The sequence below is a fragment of the Yersinia sp. 1652 StPb PI genome (assembly GCF_041538345.1).
Classification (GTDB): Bacteria; Pseudomonadota; Gammaproteobacteria; order Enterobacterales; family Enterobacteriaceae; genus Yersinia; species Yersinia enterocolitica_E.
Map to the genome: position 1 here is coordinate 429,912 of NZ_JAULSM010000001.1, position 23,284 is coordinate 453,195.

Sequence of the window (23,284 nt, forward strand, 5' to 3'; positions counted from 1 at the left end):
TATAAGATTTAATTGATGCAATAATAGTCATGCTATCGGCAATATGCGATTTATCTTAAATCATATTTATGGGCGATAAAAAAAACCGGCTAATTAGCCGGGTTTTATGTATCGCAACGTATTGATATCAGACCGGATTCGATCCGCGCTTAAAGCGACCGATAACCCACTTTTCGATCTCTACTACTAAGAAGATGGCGATAGAAACCAACAGTGTTAAGCCCCAGTAATAGGCTGGCAATGGTTCGGTACCGAAAGCAGTATTCATAAATGGCAGGTAGATGATGGCTAACTGCAACACGATCAATACACCGGATACTAACCACAGCCCTTTGTTAACAAAGACTTCTTTGTTCAGTGGGAAGCGGTCCATCACCCGGCAGTTAAACATATAAATCCACTGCGCGGTAACCAGTGTTTGCATCAATACTGTACGGATAAATTCAGTGCTGTAACCGCGTGGTTCCATGTAGGCTTCCAAGGCAAAAGCACTTAAGGCAATCAAGGTACCAACAAACGCGATACGCCAGATGGCATGGCCATCTAACACATGTTTTGATGGGTCACGTGGATTGCGGCGCATAATGCCTCTTTCTGCCGGTTCAAATGCTAAACCGAAAGAGAGCGTGGTAGAAGTTGCCATGTTTATCCAGAGGATTTGCAATGGCGTTAATGGAATAACAGCCCCCGCGAGGATGGCAAAGATAATGAGCAACCCTTGCGCCAGGTTGGTGGGCAATACAAACAGAATGGTTTTCTTCAGGTTATCGTAGACACGACGGCCTTCTTCAACTGCACTGGCAATGGTCGCGAAGTTATCGTCTGACAGCACCATATCGGCGGCTTCTTTTGTCACCTCGGTGCCTTTGATACCCATGGCGATACCCACATCAGCCTGTTTCAGCGCTGGCGCATCATTCACACCATCACCGGTCATGCCGACAATTTCGCCTTTCTCTTGTAAAGCTTTAACCAAACGCAGTTTATGTTCCGGGCTGGTACGGGCGAAAATATCATAATGAACGGCAGCTTGTGCCAGTTCTTTATCGTCCATATGCTCCAGTTGGCCACCGGTAATGGAGTCTTTACCATTGCCAATTCCCAGCATGGCACCAATCGCCATCGCGGTTTCCTGATGGTCGCCGGTGATCATTTTCACGCGAATACCAGCCTGCTGGCAGGTCGCTATGGCGTCGATGGCCTCAGGACGTGGTGGGTCCATCATGCCAGCGATACCAACAAACACCATGCCCTGCTGGATATCACTGTGGTCCAACTCACTGACAGGTTGTTCTGTTGGGCGGAAGGCTGCTGCTACCATGCGTAGACCTTGCTTGGCATAACGCGCCATCTCGGCTTCCCAGTAATCGCGGCGGAACGGTGCAACACCCTGGTCGGTCAGTTCTTGTTGGCAGAACGTAAACAACACATCAGGTGCGCCGGTCAGGAAGATACTATTTTCTGCTTGAACCTGATGGCTGGTAGCCATGTATTTATAGGCAGAATCAAAAGGAATTTTACCGTGCTGAGTCACTTGACCCAGCTCAATACCGGATTTGGCGGCTAATACTTTCAGTGCGCCTTCTGTCGGGCCGCCAGTAATGGCCCAATGACCTTGGTCGTTCTTCTGAATCTGGCTGTCATTACACAAATTCACCGCAGTGATAAATGTCTTTAACGTGCCGTTGGTATCGAGCGAGGCTTGCTGGTCACTCCCTTCCGGGTAAATGTTGCCAACCGGTTCGTAGCTTTCACCTTCTACGCGATAGCAGTGGTCTGCCAGAATCACTGCTTTAACGGTCATTTCGTTCATCGTCAGTGTGCCGGTTTTATCGGAACAGACGACAGTCATAGCACCTAAGGTTTCTACCGTTGGCAGCTTGCGGATAATCGCGCGGTTGCGCGCCATCGCTTGTACACCAAGGGAGAGGATGATCGAAATAATCGCCGGTAAGCCCTCGGGAACCGAGGCCACCGCCAGACTTATCAATGCCAGTAACAGCTCATCGACCGGCAGGTCGCGCAGGATAAAGGCGAAGACGAACAGGAATGCCATCATGACCAGGATCAGGATGAATATGGCTTTGCCTAAACGATCCATCTGTTGCAGCAGCGGAGTACGGGTTGATTCAACCGTCGACATCATTTGGTTGATATGGCCCAGTTCGGTATCACCGCCGCTGGCAATCACCAAACCTTTCGCGGTACCGGCACTGATGGTCGTCCCTGAGAACAGCAGGTTTTTGCGATCGCCAATCACCGACTCGTTCTCAATCACGCCGATTTGCTTCTCGACTACCGTTGACTCACCGGTCAGGATAGCTTCTTCAATCTGAAGATTGTGGGCTTCCAGCAACCGCAGGTCTGCGGGGATTTTATCCCCTGGTTTCAAGGTGACGATATCACCAGGGACCAGATCCTGTGCATCAATAATCTGGGCGCTACCATCACGAATGACCACCGCTTTACTGGAAAGCATATTCTGTATGCTTTTCAGAGACTTCTCGGCTTTATTTTCCTGAACATAACCAATTAAGGCGTTAATAACCGCAACACAAAGGATAATAATAGTGTCAACCGAGTGACCCATCAGGCCCTTGACCAATGCTGCCGCTAATAAAATGTAAATCAGCACATCATTAAAGTGGGCTAAAAACTGTAGCAGGGGATGTTTGCTTTTTTTGGCCGGTAACGCATTGGGACCGTACTGTTTAAGGCGTTCCTCCGCCTCTTGTGGCGTTAACCCTTCTTCGCGGCTATTTAAATGCTGCAAAGACTCTTCCGCAGTAAGTTGATACCAGGCCTTACCCTCTGGGGGCGGGGAGGCGGATTTATGGTCTGATGAGTTTTGCATTGAAAGAACCTTCTTAAAAATTAATAAATCTAAAATCTATCTATTCGTTTCATGGTGGGACGGGGCAGAGAAAGTTTTTATCATTTCTTCCGTGAACAGTGCCAATTCCTTAATGGTTTGATTTTGCTTAAAAAGCAAAAAAAATATTTTGAAGGATATATTTACAACAACATAGTTATATTAAGCAAGGATAGTCGATTTTTATCAAAGCAGTGCCTTGATCTTAGATAATAAACAAGAAACATTTAGCAACATATTGTTGGTAACCTTGTGAATAGTAAGTAGTTACAGGCTGAACTATTCTGCTATTGATCTTCTTGCGGGTGTTGAATGTTTCGCGGGTATTAAGTGATAACACCAAGTGATTAATCTTCAGCTCCTATTGCTTTATGTTATTACTGGCTATCAGGTGAAACTCTTCGTTAGTATGTTCTGCTGCCGGAACTAATCGGGCATATGCTAATCAGAGGTTGCGGTAAGCGATATAATGATGTGGCGATAAGTAAAGTGCAGTAGCCAACAACCAGTGAGGAAATAGTAAGTATGGACAAGTGGCGATATCTGGCGATTGGCGTGTGTCTGGTGACGACTTCAGGAGTGGCATTCGCTGACTCCATTGATGCCCAACGGCAACGCTATCAGCAAGTTAAACTGGCCTGGGACAGCAATCAGATGGACACAGTGACACAACTGATGCCCACGTTGCGTGATTATCCCCTGTACCCATATCTGGAGTACCGCCAGTTAACGCAAGACCTGAGCCAGGTGAGCGCGGTGCAAGTGAACGATTTCCTTAGCCGTAATCCAACCTTGCCGCCAGCACGTTCACTGTCATCCCGTTTTGTTAATGAACTGGCTCGCCGGGAAGATTGGCGGGGGTTATTGGCATTCAGCCCGACAGCACCGAAGCCGGTTGCAGCCCGTTGTAACTATTACTATGCCAAATGGGCCACTGGCGAACAGCAGGTGGCCTGGGATGGTGCCAGTGAAATTTGGCTGAACGGCCAGACACTTCCGGGCAGTTGCACTAAATTATTCAGTGTCTGGCAACAAGCCGGGCATCAAACCCCACTGGCAACACTGGCGCGGATGAAGTTAGCCTTGAAAGAGGGTAATGCCAGTTTAGTGAGTTATTTACTTAAACAACTGCCAGCGGATTATCAGACCATGGGTACTGCACTGGCAAAACTGCAAAGTGACCCGGCCAGTGTTGAAAGCTTCGCCCGTACGGTCGGGCCGACAGATTTTACCCGTTCTGCCACCATCATTGCTTTTACCCGTTTGGCTCGCCAAGACGTGGAGAACGCGCGAGCGATGATCCCGACCTTGGCCCGGCTACAAAAAATGAGTGATAGCGAAAAGCTGGAGCTGGAAGAGGCGGTGGCCTGGCGTTTGATGGGGACCGATGCGACTTACGATCAGGCCAAATGGCGAGATCAAGTCACCTTGCGTAGCCATTCAACGTCGTTGCTGGAGCGGCGTATTCGCATGTCTCTGGGCAGTGGCGATCGCCAGGGGTTAGCGACCTGGCTGGCACGCTTACCGGCCGATGCGCAAGATAAAGATGAATGGCGCTACTGGCGTGCATCGCTGTTATTGGAACAAGGTAAAAAAACCGAGGGTGAAGCTATCCTGCGCAGCCTGATGCAGGAACGTGGCTTTTACCCGATGGTTGCAGCTCAAAAATTGGGCGTTCCTTACCCCATTAATGTTGAGGTAGCGACCAAACCGGATGCATCGTTAGCACAGCGGCCGGAAATTATCCGGGTGCGTGAATTGATGTACTGGAATATGGACAATCTGGCCCGTAACGAGTGGAGCTATCTGGTCGCCAGCCGCAGTAAGCCGGAACAGGAAGCACTGGCGCGCTACGCTTTTAACCAGAAGTGGGCGGACTTAAGCGTACAGGCCACCATCGTTGCCAAATTGTGGGACCATCTGGAAGAACGCTTCCCGCTGGCATGGCCAAAGGAGTTCCGTCAGGCGACAGAAGGCAAAGGGATAACCCCAAGTTATGCCATGGCTATTGCCCGTCAGGAAAGTGCCTGGAACCCGAAAGCACAGTCACCAGTAGGGGCGACGGGGTTAATGCAGGTGATGCCGCGTACCGCTGAACACACAGTAAAACTCAATAATATCAGTGGTTATGTCAATAGCAGCCAATTACTGGATCCGCTTACAAACATTGAGATCGGTACCAGCTATCTGGAAGAGGTTTACCAGCAGTTCGGGCGCAACCGTATCTTATCCAGTGCCGCCTATAACGCCGGCCCATCGCGGGTGAATACCTGGTTAGGTAACAGTGGCGGGCAAGTGGATGCAGTGGCATTCATCGAGAGTATTCCTTTCTCAGAAACCCGTGGCTATGTGAAAAATGTGTTGGCATACGATGCCTTTTATCGGCACTTTATGAATCGCCCGGCGAAGGTGCTGAGTGATGCCGAGTGGCAGCGGCGTTACTAATCCCCCTTTGTACTTGAAGTCGCAGGGGTGTTAGCTACGCGCACTTACCCGAATCACTTACTGGAGTAAGCTCATCGGGATGCGTTTGCTTGCTGCCTACCTGCGACTCCAATTACTTTGGGGTTACTCTTCGTCCTTGACGCTGCGGCGGTGTTAGCGGCGCTCGCGCACCCGAATCACTTGACTGTGTAAGCTCATCGGGGTTTGCTCGCTTGCAGCCTTGCCGCAACGTCAATGACTTTGAGGATACTCCTTCGTTCTGGACGCTGTGGCGGTGTTAGCGGCGCTCGCGCACCCGAATCACTTACTGGAGTAAGCTCATCGGGGTTTGCTCGCTTGCAGCCTTGCCGCAACGCCAATGACTTTGAGGATACTCCTTCGTTCTGGACGCTGTGGCGGTGTTAGCGCACCCGAATCACTTGACTGTGTAAGCTCATCGGGATGCGTTTGCTTGCTGCCTGCCTGCGACGCCAATGACTTTGGGGTTACTCTTCGTCCTTGACGCTGTGGCGGTGTTAGCGGCGCTTACTACCTTGGCGTTGCAGGCTTGTTTACTGGCAGCTCTGCAACGCCAAGTTCTTTGGCTATATCTCACGTTATGGTATGCTCTCGTACTAGTTAAATAGTACCTTGGGTATCTATCATGACAAAACTACGATTGATCGATGATCTGTCGGCTGACGAAATAAACATGCCTAATATCCACAGCCCGGTTAATACTGCTTTCGCGCCAGATCCGGCGTTATCCCCAGAAGATAATCAGCACTGGCTGAGCTTTGTTGCGCTATTGGAAAACGCGATTGCGCAAGACCTGCATTTGCCCTTGCTGCAATTGATGCTGACACCGGATGAGCGCACTGCTCTGGGTACCCGGGTACGTATCATTGAGGAGTTAATGCGCGGGGAATTAAGTCAGCGTGAATTGAAAACCCAGTTAGGTGCAGGTATCGCGACCATTACCCGTGGCTCTAACAGCTTGAAAACGGCCCCGCCACAGCTCAAAAGCTGGCTTGAGACCCAATTATTGACAAACGATGTAAAGCCTTCCTGAGTTTAGTATCACGGTGCCGGGCGTTGATATATTTCGTTGTGAAATGGTACCAGCGCTAACAGCAGTGCCTGGTGATAAACACTGGTGCGGGTCAATTTACCGTCGGTAAAAATACCGATGGCACCACCCTGATGTTTTACATTCGATATGCCGGTTAAAACTGCCATTTCGTCGCCCAGCTCACGGCCTTGGCGAATCCCATGCAATATAATGTCGGGCAGCATTAAGCTGGCAGAACGGGATTCTCCCCGTAACTGTAAGTGTTCAATTACCATCCAGGCAAAGGTCATATTATCTTCAATACCGGCTTCAACCCCAACCCAAAAATCAGCCTCAGGGCGAATCTTACGTGCGTTACTCACACGCTGTCTGGCGCCACTGTGTGTCTCAAGACTGCCGATGGGTTGCAGGGGAACACCGCTATCGACATTGACACCTTCAATACGATACTGGCCGGGGCCATAAACATCATCGAAGGCGAGGGTGATAGCCTTAATCTTTGCAGGGTTGGTAGTTGCGGCAACAACATGGTACATAATGAGTCTAGTATCCTATTCCCTTGGGAGTTGAAGCAGCAGGGCTGTTAGCTGTCTATCTGCCACGCCAACGTCTTTGGGTTTATCTAAAGTAATGGTTTTTGTGCCTATTTTACGCAGTATAACGGAAAAACGACATGTTACAGGTATATCTCGTGCGTCACGGTGAAACCCTCTGGAATGCCTCACGCCGCATTCAGGGCCAATCAGACAGTCCTCTGACCGACATCGGTATCCGTCAGGCCAACTTGGTTGCGCAACGGGTTAGCAGCCAGGGTATCACCCATATTATTACCAGCGACCTTGGCCGCACACAGCAGACAGCTAAAATTATTGCTGATGCTTGCGGCCTAACCATGGTGACAGACTCACGCCTGCGTGAGCTGAATATGGGCGTGTTGGAGGCGCGCCCCATTGAAAGCTTATCGGTGGAAGAAGAGCAGTGGCGTAAGCAGATGGTTAATGGTACCGAGGGCGGGCGTATTCCTGAAGGTGAGTCGATGACTGAACTGGGTAGCCGTATGCATGCAGCGCTGGATAGCTGTCTGAAGTTACCTGCTGGCAGCAAGCCACTGTTAGTTAGCCATGGTATGGCGCTGGGATGTTTGTTGAGTACATTACTGGGTCTGCCCGCGCATGCCGAACGGCGTCTGCGTTTGCGCAACTGTTCGTTATCACGGGTTGATTATCAAGAAAGCCCTTGGCTGGCCTCTGGCTGGGTCATTGAAAGTGCTGGCGATACCGCTCACTTGGATATGCCAGCACTTGATGAGCTACAGCGTTAACGACGGATAGGAATGAGATATTCACATTTCAACGAGGTTGGAGGCCCGTCTTTCGGCCTCCCCTGCGGGAAGAAGCGCTCTATATCGTACCCTCGCCGGCGGGTTAGCCCTAATTGCGGCAGACTGGTGCCATAGAGTGTCAGAATGAAGTTTTGCAATCCCTCCAGCGGCCCCTCATAGCTGAACTGCACGTACTCGCCACCTTGCAAGATAACCGGTTGCCCTTCCGGCACATTGCCCGGAACATGTTGTGGCTCAATGGCGGTGGTATAGAAAATCTCCTGCTCATCATCTTTCTCCTGATTAGGGCGGGAGTGATGTAAACCATAGAGCACTGGCGGCAAGTGATCGGCATCACCGAGATATTGTTGCCAAAAATGCGAACGTAGTTCAGTACGATAAGTTGATATCTGTTCAAGCGTACAAGAGTAGCTTTGTGTCAGACCAATCAGGTGCTGTTCAGGCAAGGTGATGAATTCAGGTTGAGGTAGCGTATATTCCCCCAGCCGAATCGGTGGGCAAATCCCAGCCGAGTGCCAATCTTCTGCCCGTCGGTACAGCGCCGGTGTTTGCGCAAACTGTTTTTTAAATGCCCGGGTAAAGGTTTGCTGCGAATCAAAGCGATATTGTAGGGCAATGTCCAGAATAGGACGGCTGGTTAATCGTAACGCTACAGCGGCTTTAGATAACCTTCTGGCACGGATATAGGCACCGATAGCATTCCCGGTGACATCCTTGAACATTCGCTGCAAATGCCATTTAGAATAGCCGGCTTTGGCAGCAACATTGTCCAGTGCTAAAGGCTGGTCTAAATGACTTTCTAGCCAGCTAAGCAAATCACGAATGATACTGGCTTGATCCATAGATCTTCCTCGTAAAGCGGCCTAAATTTAGGGTGTTAGTCATATGAAAAGAATAGCTCTGGCGAATAGTAGCAACTTTTTATGTTCCCGACTGCTTAAGAATTTTGTGGCATAGTGTGTTAAAAAAGAACCTAAGATTTATAAAATGTCTTTTTAACGAATATTTTATTTTTGGTACAAATAGTTAACGCTGAGTAACGTTATTCAGCGGAATGGAGTAAGTGTATGAAAAAGAATTGGATATTCCTTGGTTGTCTGCTTTCATTTGGGGCCATAACTGCTCATGCAGAGGAAATTGGCTCCGTCGATACGGTCTTTAAACTGCTCGGGCCAGATCATAAAATCGTGGTTGAAGCCTTCGACGACCCCGATGTTAAAAATGTAACTTGTTATATCAGCCGCGCTAAAACCGGGGGCATCAAAGGTGGATTGGGGTTGGCAGAGGATACGTCTGATGCAGCAATTTCCTGTCAGCAAGTGGGGCCGATTGAGCTGAGTGATAAAATTAAGAATAAAAAATCCGAAGGTACAGTGGTTTTCCAGAAACGGACTTCTTTGGTGTTTAAAAAGTTACAGGTAGTGCGTTTCTATGATCAAAAGCGTAATGCCTTAATCTATCTGACCTATTCCGATCGCGTTGTCGACGGCTCGCCGAAAAATGCGATCAGCGCCGTTCCGATTATGCCGTGGTAAAAATTGGATAGATATAAAAAAGCCAGCATAGAATGCTGGCTTTTTACTGTGGATAGCAGGCAGAGGTTTACTCTTCCAGGTCACCACAGAAACGGTAACCTTCACCATGGATAGTGGCGATGATTTCTGGTGTGTCCGGCGTGGATTCAAAATGTTTACGAATGCGGCGGATAGTCACGTCAACAGTACGGTCATGAGGCTTCAGCTCACGGCCGGTCATTTTCTTCAACAATTCGCCACGGGATTGAATTTTGCCTGGGTTTTCACAGAAGTGCAGCATGGCGCGGAACTCACTACGTGGCAGCTTATAATGCTCGCCAGCAGGGCTTATCAGTGAGCGGCTATTGATATCCAGCTCCCAGCCATTAAATTTGTAACTCTCAACCAAGCGGCGCTCTTCACCCACGCTACCCAAATTCATGGTGCGTGACAGTAAGTTACGTGCCCGAATGGTTAATTCGCGCGGATTGAAAGGTTTGGTGATGTAATCATCAGCGCCAATTTCCAAGCCAAGGATCTTATCTACTTCGTTATCACGACCTGTCAGGAACATTAGGGCAACACTTGCTTGTTCACGAAGTTCTCGTGCTAGCAACAGGCCATTCTTGCCCGGCAGATTGATGTCCATGATAACTAAGTTGATATCATTCTCAGACAGAATGTGGTGCATTTCTGCGCCATCATTGGCCTCATGAACTACATAGCCTTCCGCCTCGAAAATGCTCTTCAGGGTGTTACGAGTAACTATCTCGTCTTCTACGATCAGAATGTGCGGGGTCTGCATGTTTGCTACCTAAAATTGCCAACAAAATAGAAATAGGAAGTACAGAAGTCTTTGTTATATTAGGATTTTTATTGACTTGTTACTCGTCATCCCGTTCATCACATGACTAAAGTACGTAAACGCGTTCTTGATGCACTTTCCATCAACGTCAACAACATCACTAGCTTGGTCGGGGTGTTACTCCCTACAGCCCCAAAGGTGACAAAAGCGGCGCATATCCTAACCCTATTAACAGCAATATAACAGTGTGAGCCGAATCTACCACCCAACAAAACTACGCTTTGTTGACATATATCAAATTCAATTGTAGCACGTTAACACTTTTGTGAAAAAGACTTACAAGAATACCAGCTTATGCGCGAGTTGGTTAAATTATGTGATCGATTCAGTGTTATTAATATTAAAAATTGAATGTCAAACGTAACAAAAAAATGATTTTTCTAATCTATTGATTTTTATTGTTTAAAATCAATATTCTTTCAGCATTACAGCCATGAAGGGATTTTTCTTGTCAGCGCCCTATTTCGCCTAAAAGCATAAGAAGAATTATCGTCAATGTTAGTTAAATGTAAAGTAATAGAGGAAACTTTTCATATTTGTTGTTTTTTAAGTCACTCATGCAAATCAATGATGATTAATTTGCCATTTTATGTCTTCAATTGGATTTTGCTATCGCGATCCTATCAATTGTCCGTTGGCGTGTTTTCTGTCATTTAGTCGAAAAAAAATCTTACAGTGGATAGTAGTGATTAAAATTAACATTACAGATTTAATATCTGGTATATCGCGGGATTTTTTATTTGTATCTGCTGATTACCCCCATTGAATTAGTTGATTACCCATTGTGGGTGGGGGCGTTTCTTTAGGGAATTGGATGAAAAAATTTGACTTGAGGGGGCGATTGCTTTAACCAATAGAGAGACAGCTTCATTTATGAGACAGACAGACGACATGCGATATATCAGCCTGAACACAACAATTATTACCACCACCGAAACCACTGGTTACGGGGCGGGCTGACGCGTACAGGAAACAACAGAAAAAAGCCCGCACCTAGACAGTGCGGGCTTTTTTTTTCAATCAAATCTTTGCAAAAAAAGTTTGCGATAAAAAAAGCGCGAAAGCGGGAGAGAATCAGAAATGCGAGTGTTGAAATTTGGCGGGACATCAGTAGCAAATGCAGAACGCTTTATGCGTGTTGCCGATATCATCGAAAGTAATGCACGTCAGGGACAAGTGGCTACCGTGTTATCCGCTCCCGCTAAAATTACCAATCATCTGGTTGCGATGATCGACAAAATGGTCGCAGGGCAAGATATCTCGCCGAATATCAGCGATGCGGAGCGGATTTTTTCCGAGCTGTTACGCGGGTTGGCCGACACTCAACCTGGATTTGACTATGAACGCTTGAAAGCGCTGGTGGCGCATGAGTTTGCGCAACTCAAACATGTCCTGCATGGTATCTCATTGCTCGGCCAGTGCCCGGATAGCATCAATGCGTCAATCATTTGCCGTGGCGAAAAACTCTCCATTGCAATCATGGAGGCGCTATTTCAGGCCAAAGGTTATCCGGTTACTGTGATTAATCCGGTCGAGAAGTTGCTGGCGCAAGGCCATTACCTCGAATCCACTGTTGATATCACGGAATCTACCCGCCGTATCGGGTCCAGCAGCATTCCGGCCAACCACATTATCTTGATGGCAGGTTTCACTGCCGGTAACGACAAAGGTGAGTTAGTGGTGCTGGGGCGTAATGGCTCCGACTATTCAGCCGCGGTGCTGGCTGCTTGTTTACGCGCTGATTGTTGTGAGATCTGGACGGATGTTGATGGGGTTTATACCTGTGACCCGCGTACTGTACCCGATGCCCGTTTACTGAAATCGATGTCATACCAAGAGGCGATGGAGCTGTCCTATTTTGGCGCTTCAGTTCTTCACCCCCGCACTATCGCCCCCATTGCCCAGTTCCAGATCCCTTGCCTGATTAAAAACACCTCTAATCCACAGGCACCTGGCACCCTAATTGGCGGGGAAAGCAGTGATGATGGCTTCCCAGTCAAAGGTATCACCAACCTGAATAACATGGCGATGATTAACGTCTCAGGTCCGGGGATGAAAGGCATGGTCGGTATGGCTGCCCGTGTCTTTGCGGTGATGTCACGCAGTGGCATTTCAGTGGTACTTATCACCCAGTCTTCTTCTGAATACAGCATTAGCTTCTGTGTGCCGCAGGGGGAGCTAGAGCGTGCCCGTAGAGCATTGGAAGATGAGTTCTATCTGGAATTGAAAGATGGCCTCTTGGAACCCCTGGATGTGATGGAGCATCTGGCGATTATCTCCGTGGTGGGTGATGGTATGCGCACATTGCGTGGCATTTCCGCTCGCTTCTTCTCGGCGTTGGCGCGTGCCAATATTAATATCATTGCGATTGCGCAAGGCTCGTCTGAGCGCTCTATTTCGGTGGTGGTGAGTAATGATGCGGTTACCACCGGTGTGCGTGTCTGCCATCAAATGCTGTTTAACACTGACCAAGTGATTGAAGTGTTTGTAATAGGTGTTGGCGGTGTCGGTGGGGCATTAATCGAACAAATCTATCGTCAGCAGCCGTGGTTGAAACAGCGCCATATCGATCTGCGGGTGTGTGGTATTGCTAATTCCAAAGCCATGCTGACCAATGTCCATGGCATTGCGTTGGATAACTGGCGTCAGGAACTGGCTGAGGTGAAGGAGCCATTTAACTTAAGCCGTCTGATTCGGTTGGTAAAAGAGTATCACTTGCTCAACCCGGTGATTGTCGATTGTACTTCCAGTCAGGCTGTTGCCGATCAATATGCTGATTTCCTGGCCGATGGTTTCCATGTTGTGACACCAAACAAGAAAGCCAACACCTCGTCGATGAATTACTACCGTCAGATGCGTGCGGCGGCGGCGAAATCTTGTCGCAAATTCCTGTATGACACTAACGTGGGTGCTGGTTTACCGGTAATCGAAAACTTACAGAATCTGCTCAATGCCGGTGACGAACTGATGCGTTTTTCTGGCATTCTGTCAGGGTCGCTGTCGTTTATCTTCGGCAAGCTGGATGAAGGGATGACATTGTCAGAGGCAACCTTGCAAGCCAGGGAGATGGGATACACTGAACCTGACCCACGCGATGACCTCTCTGGCATGGACGTGGCGCGTAAATTGTTGATCTTGGCCCGTGAAGCAGGTTACAAACTTGAGTTGACGGATATTGAAGTTGAATCCGTTCTGCCAGCCAGTTTTGATGCTTCTGGTGATGTAGATAGCTTCCTGGCGCGTTTGCCGTCACTGGATGCCGAGTTTACCCGTTTGGTGGCGAATGCGGCGGAGCAGGGCAAAGTGCTGCGTTATGTTGGGGTTATCGAAGAAGGGCGTTGTATCGTCAGAATGGATGCTGTTGACGGTAACGACCCGCTGTATAAAGTTAAAAATGGTGAGAATGCGTTGGCTTTCTATACCCACTATTATCAGCCTATTCCGTTGGTGCTGCGCGGATACGGTGCGGGTAATGACGTGACTGCTGCCGGGGTATTCGCCGATCTTTTACGCACATTATCCTGGAAGTTGGGAGTTTAAATATGGTTAAGATCTATGCTCCGGCATCGATTGGCAATGTCAGCGTTGGATTTGATGTGTTGGGTGCGGCGGTTTCGCCGCTAGATGGCACCTTACTCGGCGATTGTGTCAGCGTGACGGCGGCAGACCGTTTCAGTCTGCGCAATGAAGGCCGCTTTGTCAGCAAACTGCCTGATGACCCGAAAGAGAATATTGTTTATCAATGCTGGGAGCGTTTTTGTCAGGAAATGGGCAAACAGATCCCGGTGGCGATGGTGCTGGAAAAGAATATGCCGATTGGTTCTGGGCTAGGTTCCAGTGCTTGTTCGGTAGTTGCCGGGTTAATGGCGATGAACGAGTTCTGTGGCAAGCCACTGGATAAAGTCACGTTACTCGGCCTGATGGGGGAGCTGGAAGGGCGTGTTTCCGGCAGTGTGCATTATGATAATGTTGCACCTTGCTATCTGGGTGGGATGCAACTGATCCTCGAACAGGAAGGTTACATCAGCCAGAACGTTCCCGGGTTTGATGATTGGCTGTGGGTCATGGCGTATCCGGGTATTAAGGTCTCGACCGCTGAAGCGCGCGCCATTTTACCGGCGCAATATCGCCGTCAGGATTGTATCGCTCATGGCCGTAATTTGGCTGGATTCATTCACGCTTGTCACACTCAGCAACCTGATTTGGCCGCTAAGATGATGAAAGATGTTATCGCCGAACCTTACCGCACCCAACTGTTGCCGGGCTTTGCTGCCGCCCGCCAAGCCGCACATGATATTGGTGCATTGGCTTGTGGTATTTCCGGCTCTGGCCCGACGCTATTTGCTGTCTGCAATGATCATGAAACCGCACAACGCATGGCGGGCTGGCTACAAAATCATTACCTGCAAAACGACGAAGGTTTTGTTCATATTTGCCGTCTGGATACCGCAGGCGCACGACTACTGGGATAACGCATGAAACTGTATAACCTTAAAGATCACAACGAGCAGGTCAGCTTCGCGCAAGCGATCAAACAAGGCCTGGGTAAGCATCAGGGGTTGTTCTTCCCACTGGAATTGCCAGAATTTGAACTGACAGAAATTGATAAACTGCTGGATCTGGATTTTGTTACCCGCAGTAGCCGTATTCTGTCTGCTTTTATTGGCAGTGAGATTGCCCCTGAAACCTTAACCAAACGCGTTCAGGCCGCATTTGAATTCCCGGCACCCGTGGCTCAGGTTGAGAATGATATCGCCGCACTGGAGCTGTTCCACGGCCCGACACTCGCGTTTAAAGATTTCGGCGCGCGTTTTATGGCGCAAATGTTGGCTGAAGTGGCGGGTGATCAGCCGGTGACAATCTTAACGGCGACTTCCGGTGACACTGGGGCGGCGGTAGCACATGCATTCTATGGCCTGAAAAACGTGCGGGTGGTTATTCTCTACCCACGTGGCAAAATCAGCCCCTTGCAGGAAAAACTGTTCTGCACATTAGGTGGCAATATCCACACCGTGGCAATTGAAGGCGATTTTGATGCCTGCCAGGCCTTGGTGAAACAAGCCTTTGATGATGAAGAGCTGAAGCAGGAACTGAGCCTAAACTCCGCCAACTCGATCAACATCAGCCGCTTATTGGCACAAATCTGCTATTACTTTGAAGCGGTAGCCCAGTTGCCACAAGAAGCACGTAATCAACTGGTTATCTCGGTACCCAGTGGTAACTTTGGTGATTTGACCGCCGGGCTGTTAGCGAAATCATTAGGTTTGCCGGTTAAGCGCTTTATTGCTGCAACCAACGCCAACGACACAGTGCCGCGCTTCCTGGTTAACGGCCAGTGGCAGCCAAAACCCACCGTCGCGACGCTCTCGAATGCGATGGATGTCAGCCAACCGAATAACTGGCCACGTGTTGAAGAATTATATCGCCGTAAAATCTGGCAGTTGAAGGATTTAGGCCACGGTGCGGTGAGTGATGAAGTGACCAAAGAGACCATGCGTGAGCTGGCGGAGCTGGGTTATATCTCTGAACCTCATGCGGCGATTGCGTATCGTGTCTTGCGTGATCAGTTGCAGGACGGTGAGTTTGGGTTGTTCATCGGTACCGCTCATCCGGCGAAATTCAAAGAGAGCGTGGAAGAGATCCTCGGCCAGGAACTTCCGTTGCCGAAACCACTGGCTGTTCGGGCGCAACTGCCTTTGTTATCCCATGATTTACCAGCCGATTTTGCGCAATTGCGGGCTTTCTTGATGGCTTTGCCAAAGTAATTACCCGTCTTACTTGGTGTTGCAGCGTTGTTAGCCGCTCTCACTCACCCGAATCACTTACTTGACTGAGTAAGCTCATCGGGATGTGTTCGTTTGCTGCCTGGCTGCAACACCAATTACTTAGGGTAATGCTTTTTCTACTTGAAGTTGTTAAAACTGCTCAGCGCGCTTAAATACCAGTTCATTTTTTGCCGACAGCCCGGCATCAAACTCATAGCCTTCCAGATTGAAATCAACCAGTTGTTCTGGTTTGGTTAACTTATTCTGGATGATAAAGCGGCTCATCAGGCCACGGGCTTTCTTGGCATAGAAACTGATGATTTTGTATTTACTATTTTTCTCATCCAAAAATACCGGTTTAATCAGTGAGCCTGCCAGTTTGGCCGGTTTAACCGCTTTAAAATATTCATCAGAGGCCAGATTAATCAGCACATTATCACCTTGTTGCTCCAATGCCTGATTCAGTTTTTCAGTTATCTGGTCACCCCAGAACGAATAGAGATCTTTGCCGCGCGGATTAGCCAGCTTAATCCCCATTTCCAGGCGATAAGGTTGCATTAAATCCAGCGGGCGTAACAGGCCGTACAAGCCAGAGAGCATGCGCAAATGCTTTTGCGCAAAATCAAAATCGGCGGCGCTGAAATTCTGTGCTTGCATGCCGGTATAGACATCACCTTTAAAAGCCAAAATCGCCTGACGTGCATTGTCCGGGGTAAAATCAGGCTGCCAGTCGCTAAAGCGGGCAGCATTTAAACCGGCCAGCTTGTCGCTAATCCCCATCAGACTGCTGATTTGGGCTGGCGTCAGCTCACGACAAATCTCAATAAGCACTTGTGACTTATCCAACATTTCAGGCTGAGTAAACTTCTTGGTCGCTAATGGACTTTGATAATCAAGGGTTTTAGCCGGAGAGATAATAATAAGCATAACGATATCCTGTTAATACCCGTCATACTTCAAGCGGCATGTGCGTTGGCTACTTTCGTTCACCTCAGTCACTTACTTATGTAAGCTCCTGAGGATTCACTCACTTGCCGTCTTTCTGCCATTCGAATTATTTAGGGTATATTTAAATAAGACACTGTAGCAAAAAGCGCACGTCAGCAAAAAAAGATTGGGCGATTGCTAAGATAGGTATCCCCATCGGACATGACGTTGTAGGGTTGTCAGCGATGATAGAGCTTGGCTAAATCGTCTCAGCACGATAAGAATGGACGAAATTGCTATTAACCAACCGGATTCTGGCTGTTTTGCACGGCGAAAACGGTTGCTAAGCAAAAAGCCTGTCTTTGCGCTTTTTTTAATCAGTTTAACTGCCTTGCACCAAGGCTTACGCATGTTATTATCAAGACAAGGCAGTGCGTCCAGATAGCCACTATTGCGAAATGGCTAACATTTCGAAAGAGCAGAAAGCAGCTTGAGAAAACAGATTCTTGAGAACATGCGTTCTTTAGGAAATGAACAGTTTTGACATGCCAAAAGTTCATGCACAAACGACGAGAAACGACAACATGACCGATAAACTTACTTCCCTACGTCAAATTACCACTGTAGTAGCAGATACCGGGGATATCGCGGCAATGAAGCTTTACCAGCCGCAAGATGCAACCACTAACCCATCACTTATCCTGAATGCGGCTCAAATTCCTGAATATCGCAAACTGATCGATGAAGCCATTGCCTGGGCACGCGAGCAAAGCAGTGACCATGCTCAGCAGATTGTTGATGCCACTGACAAATTGGCTGTGAATATCGGTTTGGAAATTCTGAAACTGATCCCAGGGCGCATTTCTACCGAAGTTGATGCTCGTCTTTCCTATGACACCGTTGCCAGCGTGGCAAAAGCCAAGCGCCTGATTAAACTGTATAACGAAGCTGGCATCAGCAATGATCGTATTCTGATCAAACTGGCCTCGACCTGGCAGGGTATCCGTGCTGCGGAACAACTGGAAAAAGAAGGCATTAACTGTAACCTGACTCTGCTGTTCTCCTTCGCTCAGGCGCGTGCTTGTGCTGAAGCGGGTGTATTCCTGATTTCACCGTTTGTTGGCCGTATTCTTGACTGGTACAAAGCCAATGGCGACAAAAAAGAGTTCGCGCCACACGAAGATCCAGGTGTCGTTTCAGTAACCGAGATTTATCAGTATTACAAAAAACACGGTTATAGCACTGTGGTGATGGGCGCAAGCTTCCGTAATTTGGGTGAAATCATTGAACTGGCGGGTTGTGATCGCTTAACTATCGCACCTTCTCTGTTGAAAGAACTGGCAGAAAGCGAAGGCCCGATCGAGCGTAAACTCGCTTATACCGGTGAAGTTCAGGCGAAGCCTGCACCACTGACCGAAGCTGAGTTCTACTGGCAGCATAATCAGGACCCTATGGCTATCGATAAACTGGCTGACGGTATCCGTAAGTTTGCTATCGACCAAGGCAAACTTGAGAAAATGATCTCTGACCTGCTGTAATTCGAGCGGTATGTCTGATAAAAGGTGGCGTAAGCCGCCTTTTTTATTGCCTGTTAGCTGGCTAGGTTTGTGCTGCTCCCCCCACGTTAATTATGTTGGATATGCTATTATTCGCCCTGGATAACAGGCATTTCGTCGAGGTAGTCGCATGAATACATTACGTATAGGTTTAGTCTCCGTCTCTGATCGGGCGTCAAGTGGGGTATATCAAGATAAAGGCATTCCGGCACTGGAAGAGTGGCTGGCAAGTGCGTTAACCACCCCTTTTGAAATAGAAACTCGTCTTATCCCCGATGAGCAAACTCTGATTGAGCAGACATTGTGTGAGTTAGTCGATGAAATGGGCTGCCATTTGGTGCTGACCACTGGCGGTACCGGCCCGGCGAGACGTGATGTTACCCCTGATGCCACGCTGGCAATTGCGGATCGGCAAATGCCAGGTTTTGGCGAACAAATGCGTCAAATCAGCCTTCATTTCGTTCCCACCGCTATTTTATCCCGTCAGGTAGGGGTTATCCGCAAGCAGGCATTGATCATCAACTTGCCGGGGCAGCCTAAATCAATCAAAGAGACGCTTGAAGGCGTGAAAGACGCCGAGGCGAACGTGGTGGTTGCCGGTATTTTTGCCAGTGTGCCTTATTGCATTCAACTACTGGATGGGCCTTATATAGAGACCAATGCTGAAGTGGTAGCGGCTTTTCGCCCGAAGAATGCCATTATCGATATAAAAAGCTAAATTAAAACTTTTTACAACATAAGGCACCATTCTAACCGTGTGGGGAATTTTGTACGGTATAGTCCTATTAACTTTACAAAAAGCTGAAAATATTTTTCTTCCCCAACTCTGGTTTATTACGGTGTCATATGTCTCAAGAACACAATTCATCTCAAGTCGACTTATCGCAACCGCATGTTGCTCAAGAGCATAATCCTAACCGTCGATTGAATAAGCAAGATTATAAAACGCTCACTCTGGCTGCATTAGGGGGCGCTTTGGAATTTTATGATTTCATTATTTTCGTCTTCTTTGCTGCGGTTATCGGCGATCTTTTCTTCCCGGTAGATATGCCTGAGTGGCTGCGCCAGGTACAGACATTCGGTATTTTTGCGGCCGGTTATCTGGCTCGCCCATTAGGCGGCATCATCATGGCGCATTTTGGTGATCTTGTTGGCCGTAAAAAGATGTTTACTCTCAGTATTTTGTTAATGGCCTTACCCACGTTGGCGATCGGTATGTTGCCGACTTACGCTTCGATCGGTATTGCTGCGCCATTACTGTTGCTGTTAATGCGGGTGTTACAAGGGGCGGCAATTGGCGGCGAAGTCCCCGGAGCATGGGTTTTCGTGGCTGAACATGTACCGCGTCGGCGTATCGGGATCGCTTGTGGCACGTTAACTGCGGGTCTGACCGCGGGGATCTTGCTGGGGTCGCTGGTGGCTACCGCCATGAATACCACCTTAAGTCCTCAGGCTATTTTAGATGGCGGCTGGCGTGTACCATTCTTCCTGGGGGGAATTTTTGGTCTGTTCGCGATGTATCTGCGCCGTTGGTTGCAAGAAACACCTATCTTTAAAGAGATGCAGGCACGTAAAGCCTTGGCTGAAGAGTTACCGCTGAAATCTGTCGTGGTTAATCATAAGAAAGAAGTGTTTGTTTCCATGCTGCTGACCTGGTTGCTCTCTGCCGGGATCGTGGTGGTTATCCTGATGACCCCGACGTATTTACAAAAGCAGTTCGGCGTACTGCCCGCGCTGGCATTGCAGGCCAATAGTTTGGCGATTGTCGCATTGGTGTTTGGCTGTGTGATTGCCGGGCTGGTCATTGACCGTTTCGGTGCCAGTAAAACCTTTATTGTTGGCAGCCTGATGCTGGCGGCATCCACATGGTCGTTCTACCACACAAATTTGACTGATCCAACTCAACTCATTACGCATTATATGATGGCTGGATTTTGTGTCGGCATTGTCGGTGCGGTACCTTATGTGATGGTCCGTGCATTCCCGGCAGAGGTCCGTTTTACGGGGATATCCTTCTCTTACAATGTGGCCTATGCCATTTTTGGTGGTCTGACACCGATTGTGGTGACCCTATTAATGAAAATGACACCGATGGCCCCGGCCTATTACATGCTGTTGTTATCGCTGGTAGGATTGTTGCTGGGGATTTATCTGCGTAATGATATTAATAGCGATGTGAAAGTGCATCTGCCAAAGAAGGTTTTGGTTGAGTAAGAGAGCGGGTAAATAGATCTCATCTTCAAAAATAGCCCATACAATTTATGGGCTATTTTTTGACCCATATAATTTAAAATTCATTCTTAAAATTAAAACCAACCTTCTGTTTGACTCGAGCCGAGGGCTGAGTAATGACTTCAGAGAATAATATTCTGGCACCCTGTTGCTGTAAATATCGGCTTAGCTCTCTGACTGCTGCTGTGCCAGCGCCTCTTACGGTTCCTTCGCGATCGGGAAATAAGACATAGTCTGGCAGTGTTGCCGACGCAACCAGTTCAACTTCATCCCGGCTATTAAAACGGTCAGCAAGTACTATCGCGATAACTCTTCCCCGCAGTTTAACTATTACATATATTTCACCGGGGCGATGAAGAGTGAGTCTTCGATTGATAATACCCGTCACAACGTTTCCAGCAAGAAGCAGTTTATTGAGGGCATCATTAATTTCATCTGTAGCGGCATCTGCACTGGCACCTTGATCGGGGTAACCTCGCTGATACTGTTGCTCCCAGTGAGCAATGATTTCTTTCAGTTTTTTCCGCATCGCTTGGGCATTACTAATTTCTACACCTGAAAGCTTTTCTTCTTCCTCAGGGGTGGGTGTTGGGAGTATTTCTATTTCGAATTCTAATTCAGTTTGCTCAACAAATTCACCCTGTGAAATAATTTTTGGAGGAGTTGGTTTAAAGATGAAAGTCTCCAATAGCAACTCATAAATGCCTAATGGTAAGAGCTCCACCTGTGATGGTGACTCATCAGATAAGGAAAGAAGGTTATAAGAGGTATAACTAAGCTGAGCATAATCAAAAGCGGTTTTAATATCGGCAAGGGCATTATTAGTGGTTCTGTCGGTTATTTTTTCTGTTATAGCATGGATGAACCTATTTTCTACTGCTGCATTTTCGGCGGTGACGCCGGTACTTCCTGTTCTTATTATTGAATCTACTATTTGGCCAAAAAATGCTGTATTCCAGGTTTCTAAGCTATTACCAAACAACAAAGTAAAGTCAGTCATGATTTCTAATGTCCAGTCAATGCAATGGGGTCTTACTTGACGTGTTGGACGAGAGTTAAATAAAGAGTGGAGCGAAACCATGCAGGCTTTGGCTACCGCCGGGAGGCTTAGAGATTGTCTACGTTGACTGTAATCTATATAAGTCAATGTCATGTAGTTATCTACACCCTTAGGTATGCGTAACTCTGCTTCTTTGCTGGACTTTGGTTTTAGTGGGGGGCTGTTTCCAGCAATATGTAATGTTTTTCCTTTTGTATTATGGTTGAAAAAATCATTTGCACTGAATATGATGCCATTCAATTGTTGGCATTTACCTTGTATAATATAATTATAGATATTTAAAAAAGGAGTGAAAGCACATAATATTTTACTTGTTTGTGCTAAATCTCTTTTTTCCCAATCCTTATCTCCTGTATCAGCGGTAAGTATAGTTTTGACGATAACTAATGGTTTATCTTTATTGTAGTTAGTTATTACTATCTCTGGGGGTTCGCTAATGCCATTATCCCAATCAAAAAAAATAATGGGGGATGTATCCACTAAATGATTTTCCAATGTCCGAATGTATTGTACTTTCACCGTGTCTTTTTCTATTTGTATAATGAAAGACAGATTGTCGCTGCGTCTATAATGTTCAAAATAAAACTTATCATTCATTTTTTCATTGTAGAAATTAATTATACTTTTATTAATGTTAATGTTAGCACCGTTAAATAATGTGAGAACATAATTATCGTCTTCTCCTAAATTCATAGTGTTAAAAACCAATAAAATCTGCTTATTTTTCAATCGTTCGTCGTTCCAGTATTTACCAAATACATCAGCGAGTTTTATTTTATGGTTGGTTACAATGACACACTGTTGATCACAGCTCAGGCCTTTGCTTTCTGATACCTTGATACCAGTGATTGTATTACTCATTTCCAGTGCTTTTAAACTATTATCAGTAATGCTTTCTGTTAACTTAAAAAAAGGAGCATTGAAATTATCATTCTTGTAGATTGTTGCTATCATTCCTTGGGGTATGGTGATGGATTGAATACTATCATTATGAATAGGTAGTACTTCTCTGTCAGACTCAAGGATATTCTCTGTATCGTGATAAAAATCTATTTGTTGATTGGATGCTAAACAAGTAGTTTCACCCTGAAACCCATCTTCTGTATAAAAACAGATTGCCGGTGCTATTTGATATGATTTTATTCTGTTATAAAACCCTGATGATTTTAGTTGCTGTAGATTAATATCATTCTTTAATGTTATTTTTTTACCATAAAGATCAATATCATCATAAAGGGTTACAATCATGCCCGGTGGGACCGAAATTGATTCTATTTTACTATTAAATTTATGATTATAAGCAGACATTGATTCACTCTCTACTGAGCAAAATGATTCCCCACTAAAATCCGCTAGTTCATAAAAACAAACACTTCCCTCACTTGAATAGGCTGATTCTGATATTATTAATATAGTGTTTATCAATAGTTTTGTGACTATTCGCATAGGTTAGTCCTTAAGTCTATTAACTTGAATGTTTCATATTACTTACCTCACCTTGATGTTATATGATTTGTTTTTTATTTACTTTATCTATTTTAATTATTCTATTTAATTATTTTGTAATGCTAATTTTAATCAAGTAATCCATTTTTTTTAGACGTAATAAGTAAACATAAAAAAGCCCCTGAAACATGAATGCTCCAGGGGCTTTA

The 23,284-nt window shown here is 47.0% G+C and carries 18 protein-coding genes and 1 other annotated feature; of the genes, 12 read left to right on the forward strand and 6 right to left on the reverse strand.

Annotation, left to right across the window (positions count from 1 at the left end):
* Positions 1 to 127: 127 nt before the first annotated feature.
* The gene (locus Q2T71_RS02015) at positions 128 to 2,854 is read right to left on the reverse strand and encodes a cation-transporting P-type ATPase (protein WP_372557962.1); all 2,727 of its coding nucleotides are present in this window, start codon (positions 2,852 to 2,854) and stop codon (positions 128 to 130) included.
* Positions 2,855 to 3,397: 543 nt separating this feature from the next.
* Here Q2T71_RS02015 and sltY point away from each other — a divergent pair.
* Both sltY and trpR read left to right on the forward strand, forming a co-directional pair.
* Positions 3,398 to 5,317: a murein transglycosylase gene (gene sltY / locus Q2T71_RS02020; protein ID WP_083160651.1), complete on the forward strand. Its 1,920-nt coding sequence runs from the start codon at positions 3,398 to 3,400 to the stop codon at positions 5,315 to 5,317.
* A 691-nt stretch (positions 5,318 to 6,008) separates the two neighbouring features.
* Complete coding sequence (gene trpR / locus Q2T71_RS02025; protein WP_372559819.1) at positions 6,009 to 6,368, forward strand: trp operon repressor; 360 nt, start codon at positions 6,009 to 6,011, stop codon at positions 6,366 to 6,368.
* Between the two features lie 8 nt (positions 6,369 to 6,376).
* Here the strand turns inward: trpR and yjjX are convergent, their stop codons facing one another.
* Positions 6,377 to 6,904 carry an inosine/xanthosine triphosphatase gene (gene yjjX / locus Q2T71_RS02030; RefSeq protein WP_083160649.1) on the reverse strand — a complete coding sequence of 176 codons (528 nt, stop codon included), beginning with the start codon at positions 6,902 to 6,904 and terminating at the stop codon, positions 6,377 to 6,379.
* A 137-nt stretch (positions 6,905 to 7,041) separates the two neighbouring features.
* Here yjjX and gpmB point away from each other — a divergent pair, with 137 nt between their 5' ends.
* Complete coding sequence (gene gpmB / locus Q2T71_RS02035; protein ID WP_372557963.1) at positions 7,042 to 7,689, forward strand: 2,3-diphosphoglycerate-dependent phosphoglycerate mutase GpmB; 648 nt, start codon at positions 7,042 to 7,044, stop codon at positions 7,687 to 7,689.
* Here gpmB and robA read toward each other — a convergent pair.
* Positions 7,686 to 8,552, reverse strand: a complete 867-nt coding sequence (gene robA / locus Q2T71_RS02040; RefSeq protein ID WP_372557964.1) for an MDR efflux pump AcrAB transcriptional activator RobA — start codon at positions 8,550 to 8,552, stop codon at positions 7,686 to 7,688. The two genes, gpmB and robA, sit on opposite strands and share 4 nt — an antisense overlap.
* 225 nt (positions 8,553 to 8,777) lie before the next feature.
* Here robA and creA point away from each other — a divergent pair, with 225 nt between their 5' ends.
* On the forward strand, positions 8,778 to 9,245 hold the full coding sequence (creA, locus tag Q2T71_RS02045) for a protein CreA (protein ID WP_083160643.1): 468 nt from the start codon (positions 8,778 to 8,780) through the stop codon (positions 9,243 to 9,245).
* A 67-nt stretch (positions 9,246 to 9,312) separates the two neighbouring features.
* On the opposite strand, the gene arcA is transcribed toward creA, so the two are convergent.
* Positions 9,313 to 10,029: a two-component system response regulator ArcA gene (arcA, locus tag Q2T71_RS02050; RefSeq protein WP_004706052.1), complete on the reverse strand. Its 717-nt coding sequence runs from the start codon at positions 10,027 to 10,029 to the stop codon at positions 9,313 to 9,315.
* A 102-nt stretch (positions 10,030 to 10,131) separates the two neighbouring features.
* Here arcA and Q2T71_RS02055 point away from each other — a divergent pair, with 102 nt between their 5' ends.
* The 5 genes from Q2T71_RS02055 (at position 10,132) to thrC (ending at position 15,854) form a co-directional block, all read left to right on the forward strand.
* On the forward strand, positions 10,132 to 10,272 hold the full coding sequence (locus Q2T71_RS02055) for a hypothetical protein (RefSeq protein WP_004706054.1): 141 nt from the start codon (positions 10,132 to 10,134) through the stop codon (positions 10,270 to 10,272).
* Positions 10,273 to 10,980: 708 nt separating this feature from the next.
* The gene (thrL, locus tag Q2T71_RS02060; RefSeq protein WP_002231504.1) at positions 10,981 to 11,049 is read left to right on the forward strand and encodes a thr operon leader peptide; all 69 of its coding nucleotides are present in this window, start codon (positions 10,981 to 10,983) and stop codon (positions 11,047 to 11,049) included.
* Positions 10,988 to 11,106 (forward strand) — a sequence feature (Thr leader region). (Overlaps the previous gene by 62 nt.)
* Positions 11,107 to 11,169: 63 nt before the next feature.
* Complete coding sequence (gene thrA, locus Q2T71_RS02065) at positions 11,170 to 13,629, forward strand: bifunctional aspartate kinase/homoserine dehydrogenase I (protein WP_372557965.1); 2,460 nt, start codon at positions 11,170 to 11,172, stop codon at positions 13,627 to 13,629.
* 2 nt (positions 13,630 to 13,631) lie between these two features.
* Entirely contained in the window at positions 13,632 to 14,561 is a 930-nt protein-coding gene (gene thrB / locus Q2T71_RS02070; protein ID WP_372557966.1) for a homoserine kinase, read from the forward strand.
* A gap of 3 nt (positions 14,562 to 14,564) precedes the next feature.
* Entirely contained in the window at positions 14,565 to 15,854 is a 1,290-nt protein-coding gene (gene thrC, locus Q2T71_RS02075) for a threonine synthase (RefSeq protein WP_083160635.1), read from the forward strand.
* Positions 15,855 to 16,004: 150 nt separating this feature from the next.
* Here thrC and yaaA read toward each other — a convergent pair whose 3' ends face one another.
* Positions 16,005 to 16,781 (reverse strand): peroxide stress protein YaaA, encoded by a 777-nt coding sequence (yaaA, locus tag Q2T71_RS02080; protein ID WP_372557967.1) that lies wholly within the window; start codon positions 16,779 to 16,781, stop codon positions 16,005 to 16,007.
* Positions 16,782 to 17,365: 584 nt separating this feature from the next.
* Here yaaA and tal point away from each other — a divergent pair.
* From tal to Q2T71_RS02095, 3 genes are all read left to right on the forward strand, one after another.
* Entirely contained in the window at positions 17,366 to 18,319 is a 954-nt protein-coding gene (gene tal / locus Q2T71_RS02085) for a transaldolase (RefSeq protein ID WP_005192439.1), read from the forward strand.
* 148 nt (positions 18,320 to 18,467) lie between these two features.
* The gene (gene mog / locus Q2T71_RS02090; protein WP_372557968.1) at positions 18,468 to 19,055 is read left to right on the forward strand and encodes a molybdopterin adenylyltransferase; all 588 of its coding nucleotides are present in this window, start codon (positions 18,468 to 18,470) and stop codon (positions 19,053 to 19,055) included.
* A 128-nt stretch (positions 19,056 to 19,183) separates the two neighbouring features.
* A complete protein-coding gene (locus Q2T71_RS02095; protein ID WP_372557969.1) occupies positions 19,184 to 20,551 on the forward strand; it encodes an MFS transporter in 1,368 nt (455 codons plus the stop codon).
* A 73-nt stretch (positions 20,552 to 20,624) separates the two neighbouring features.
* On the opposite strand, the gene Q2T71_RS02100 is transcribed toward Q2T71_RS02095, so the two are convergent.
* On the reverse strand, positions 20,625 to 23,075 hold the full coding sequence (locus Q2T71_RS02100; RefSeq protein WP_372557970.1) for a peptidase inhibitor family I36 protein: 2,451 nt from the start codon (positions 23,073 to 23,075) through the stop codon (positions 20,625 to 20,627).
* Between the last annotated feature and the right edge of the window lie 209 nt (positions 23,076 to 23,284).

Bases quoted from the DNA above. Each gene is read 5' to 3' on its own strand.
- Q2T71_RS02015 (WP_372557962.1), bottom strand. From the start codon at position 2,854: ATGCAAAACTCATCAGACCATAAATCCGCCTCCCCGCCCCCAGAGGGT.
- sltY (WP_083160651.1), top strand. From the start codon at position 3,398: ATGGACAAGTGGCGATATCTGGCGATTGGCGTGTGTCTGGTGACGACT.
- trpR (WP_372559819.1), top strand. From the start codon at position 6,009: ATGCCTAATATCCACAGCCCGGTTAATACTGCTTTCGCGCCAGATCCG.
- yjjX (WP_083160649.1), bottom strand. From the start codon at position 6,904: ATGTACCATGTTGTTGCCGCAACTACCAACCCTGCAAAGATTAAGGCT.
- gpmB (WP_372557963.1), top strand. From the start codon at position 7,042: ATGTTACAGGTATATCTCGTGCGTCACGGTGAAACCCTCTGGAATGCC.
- robA (WP_372557964.1), bottom strand. From the start codon at position 8,552: ATGGATCAAGCCAGTATCATTCGTGATTTGCTTAGCTGGCTAGAAAGT.
- creA (WP_083160643.1), top strand. From the start codon at position 8,778: ATGAAAAAGAATTGGATATTCCTTGGTTGTCTGCTTTCATTTGGGGCC.
- arcA (WP_004706052.1), bottom strand. From the start codon at position 10,029: ATGCAGACCCCGCACATTCTGATCGTAGAAGACGAGATAGTTACTCGT.
- Q2T71_RS02055 (WP_004706054.1), top strand. From the start codon at position 10,132: ATGACTAAAGTACGTAAACGCGTTCTTGATGCACTTTCCATCAACGTC.
- thrA (WP_372557965.1), top strand. From the start codon at position 11,170: ATGCGAGTGTTGAAATTTGGCGGGACATCAGTAGCAAATGCAGAACGC.
- thrB (WP_372557966.1), top strand. From the start codon at position 13,632: ATGGTTAAGATCTATGCTCCGGCATCGATTGGCAATGTCAGCGTTGGA.
- thrC (WP_083160635.1), top strand. From the start codon at position 14,565: ATGAAACTGTATAACCTTAAAGATCACAACGAGCAGGTCAGCTTCGCG.
- yaaA (WP_372557967.1), bottom strand. From the start codon at position 16,781: ATGCTTATTATTATCTCTCCGGCTAAAACCCTTGATTATCAAAGTCCA.
- tal (WP_005192439.1), top strand. From the start codon at position 17,366: ATGACCGATAAACTTACTTCCCTACGTCAAATTACCACTGTAGTAGCA.
- mog (WP_372557968.1), top strand. From the start codon at position 18,468: ATGAATACATTACGTATAGGTTTAGTCTCCGTCTCTGATCGGGCGTCA.
- Q2T71_RS02095 (WP_372557969.1), top strand. From the start codon at position 19,184: ATGTCTCAAGAACACAATTCATCTCAAGTCGACTTATCGCAACCGCAT.
- Q2T71_RS02100 (WP_372557970.1), bottom strand. From the start codon at position 23,075: ATGCGAATAGTCACAAAACTATTGATAAACACTATATTAATAATATCA.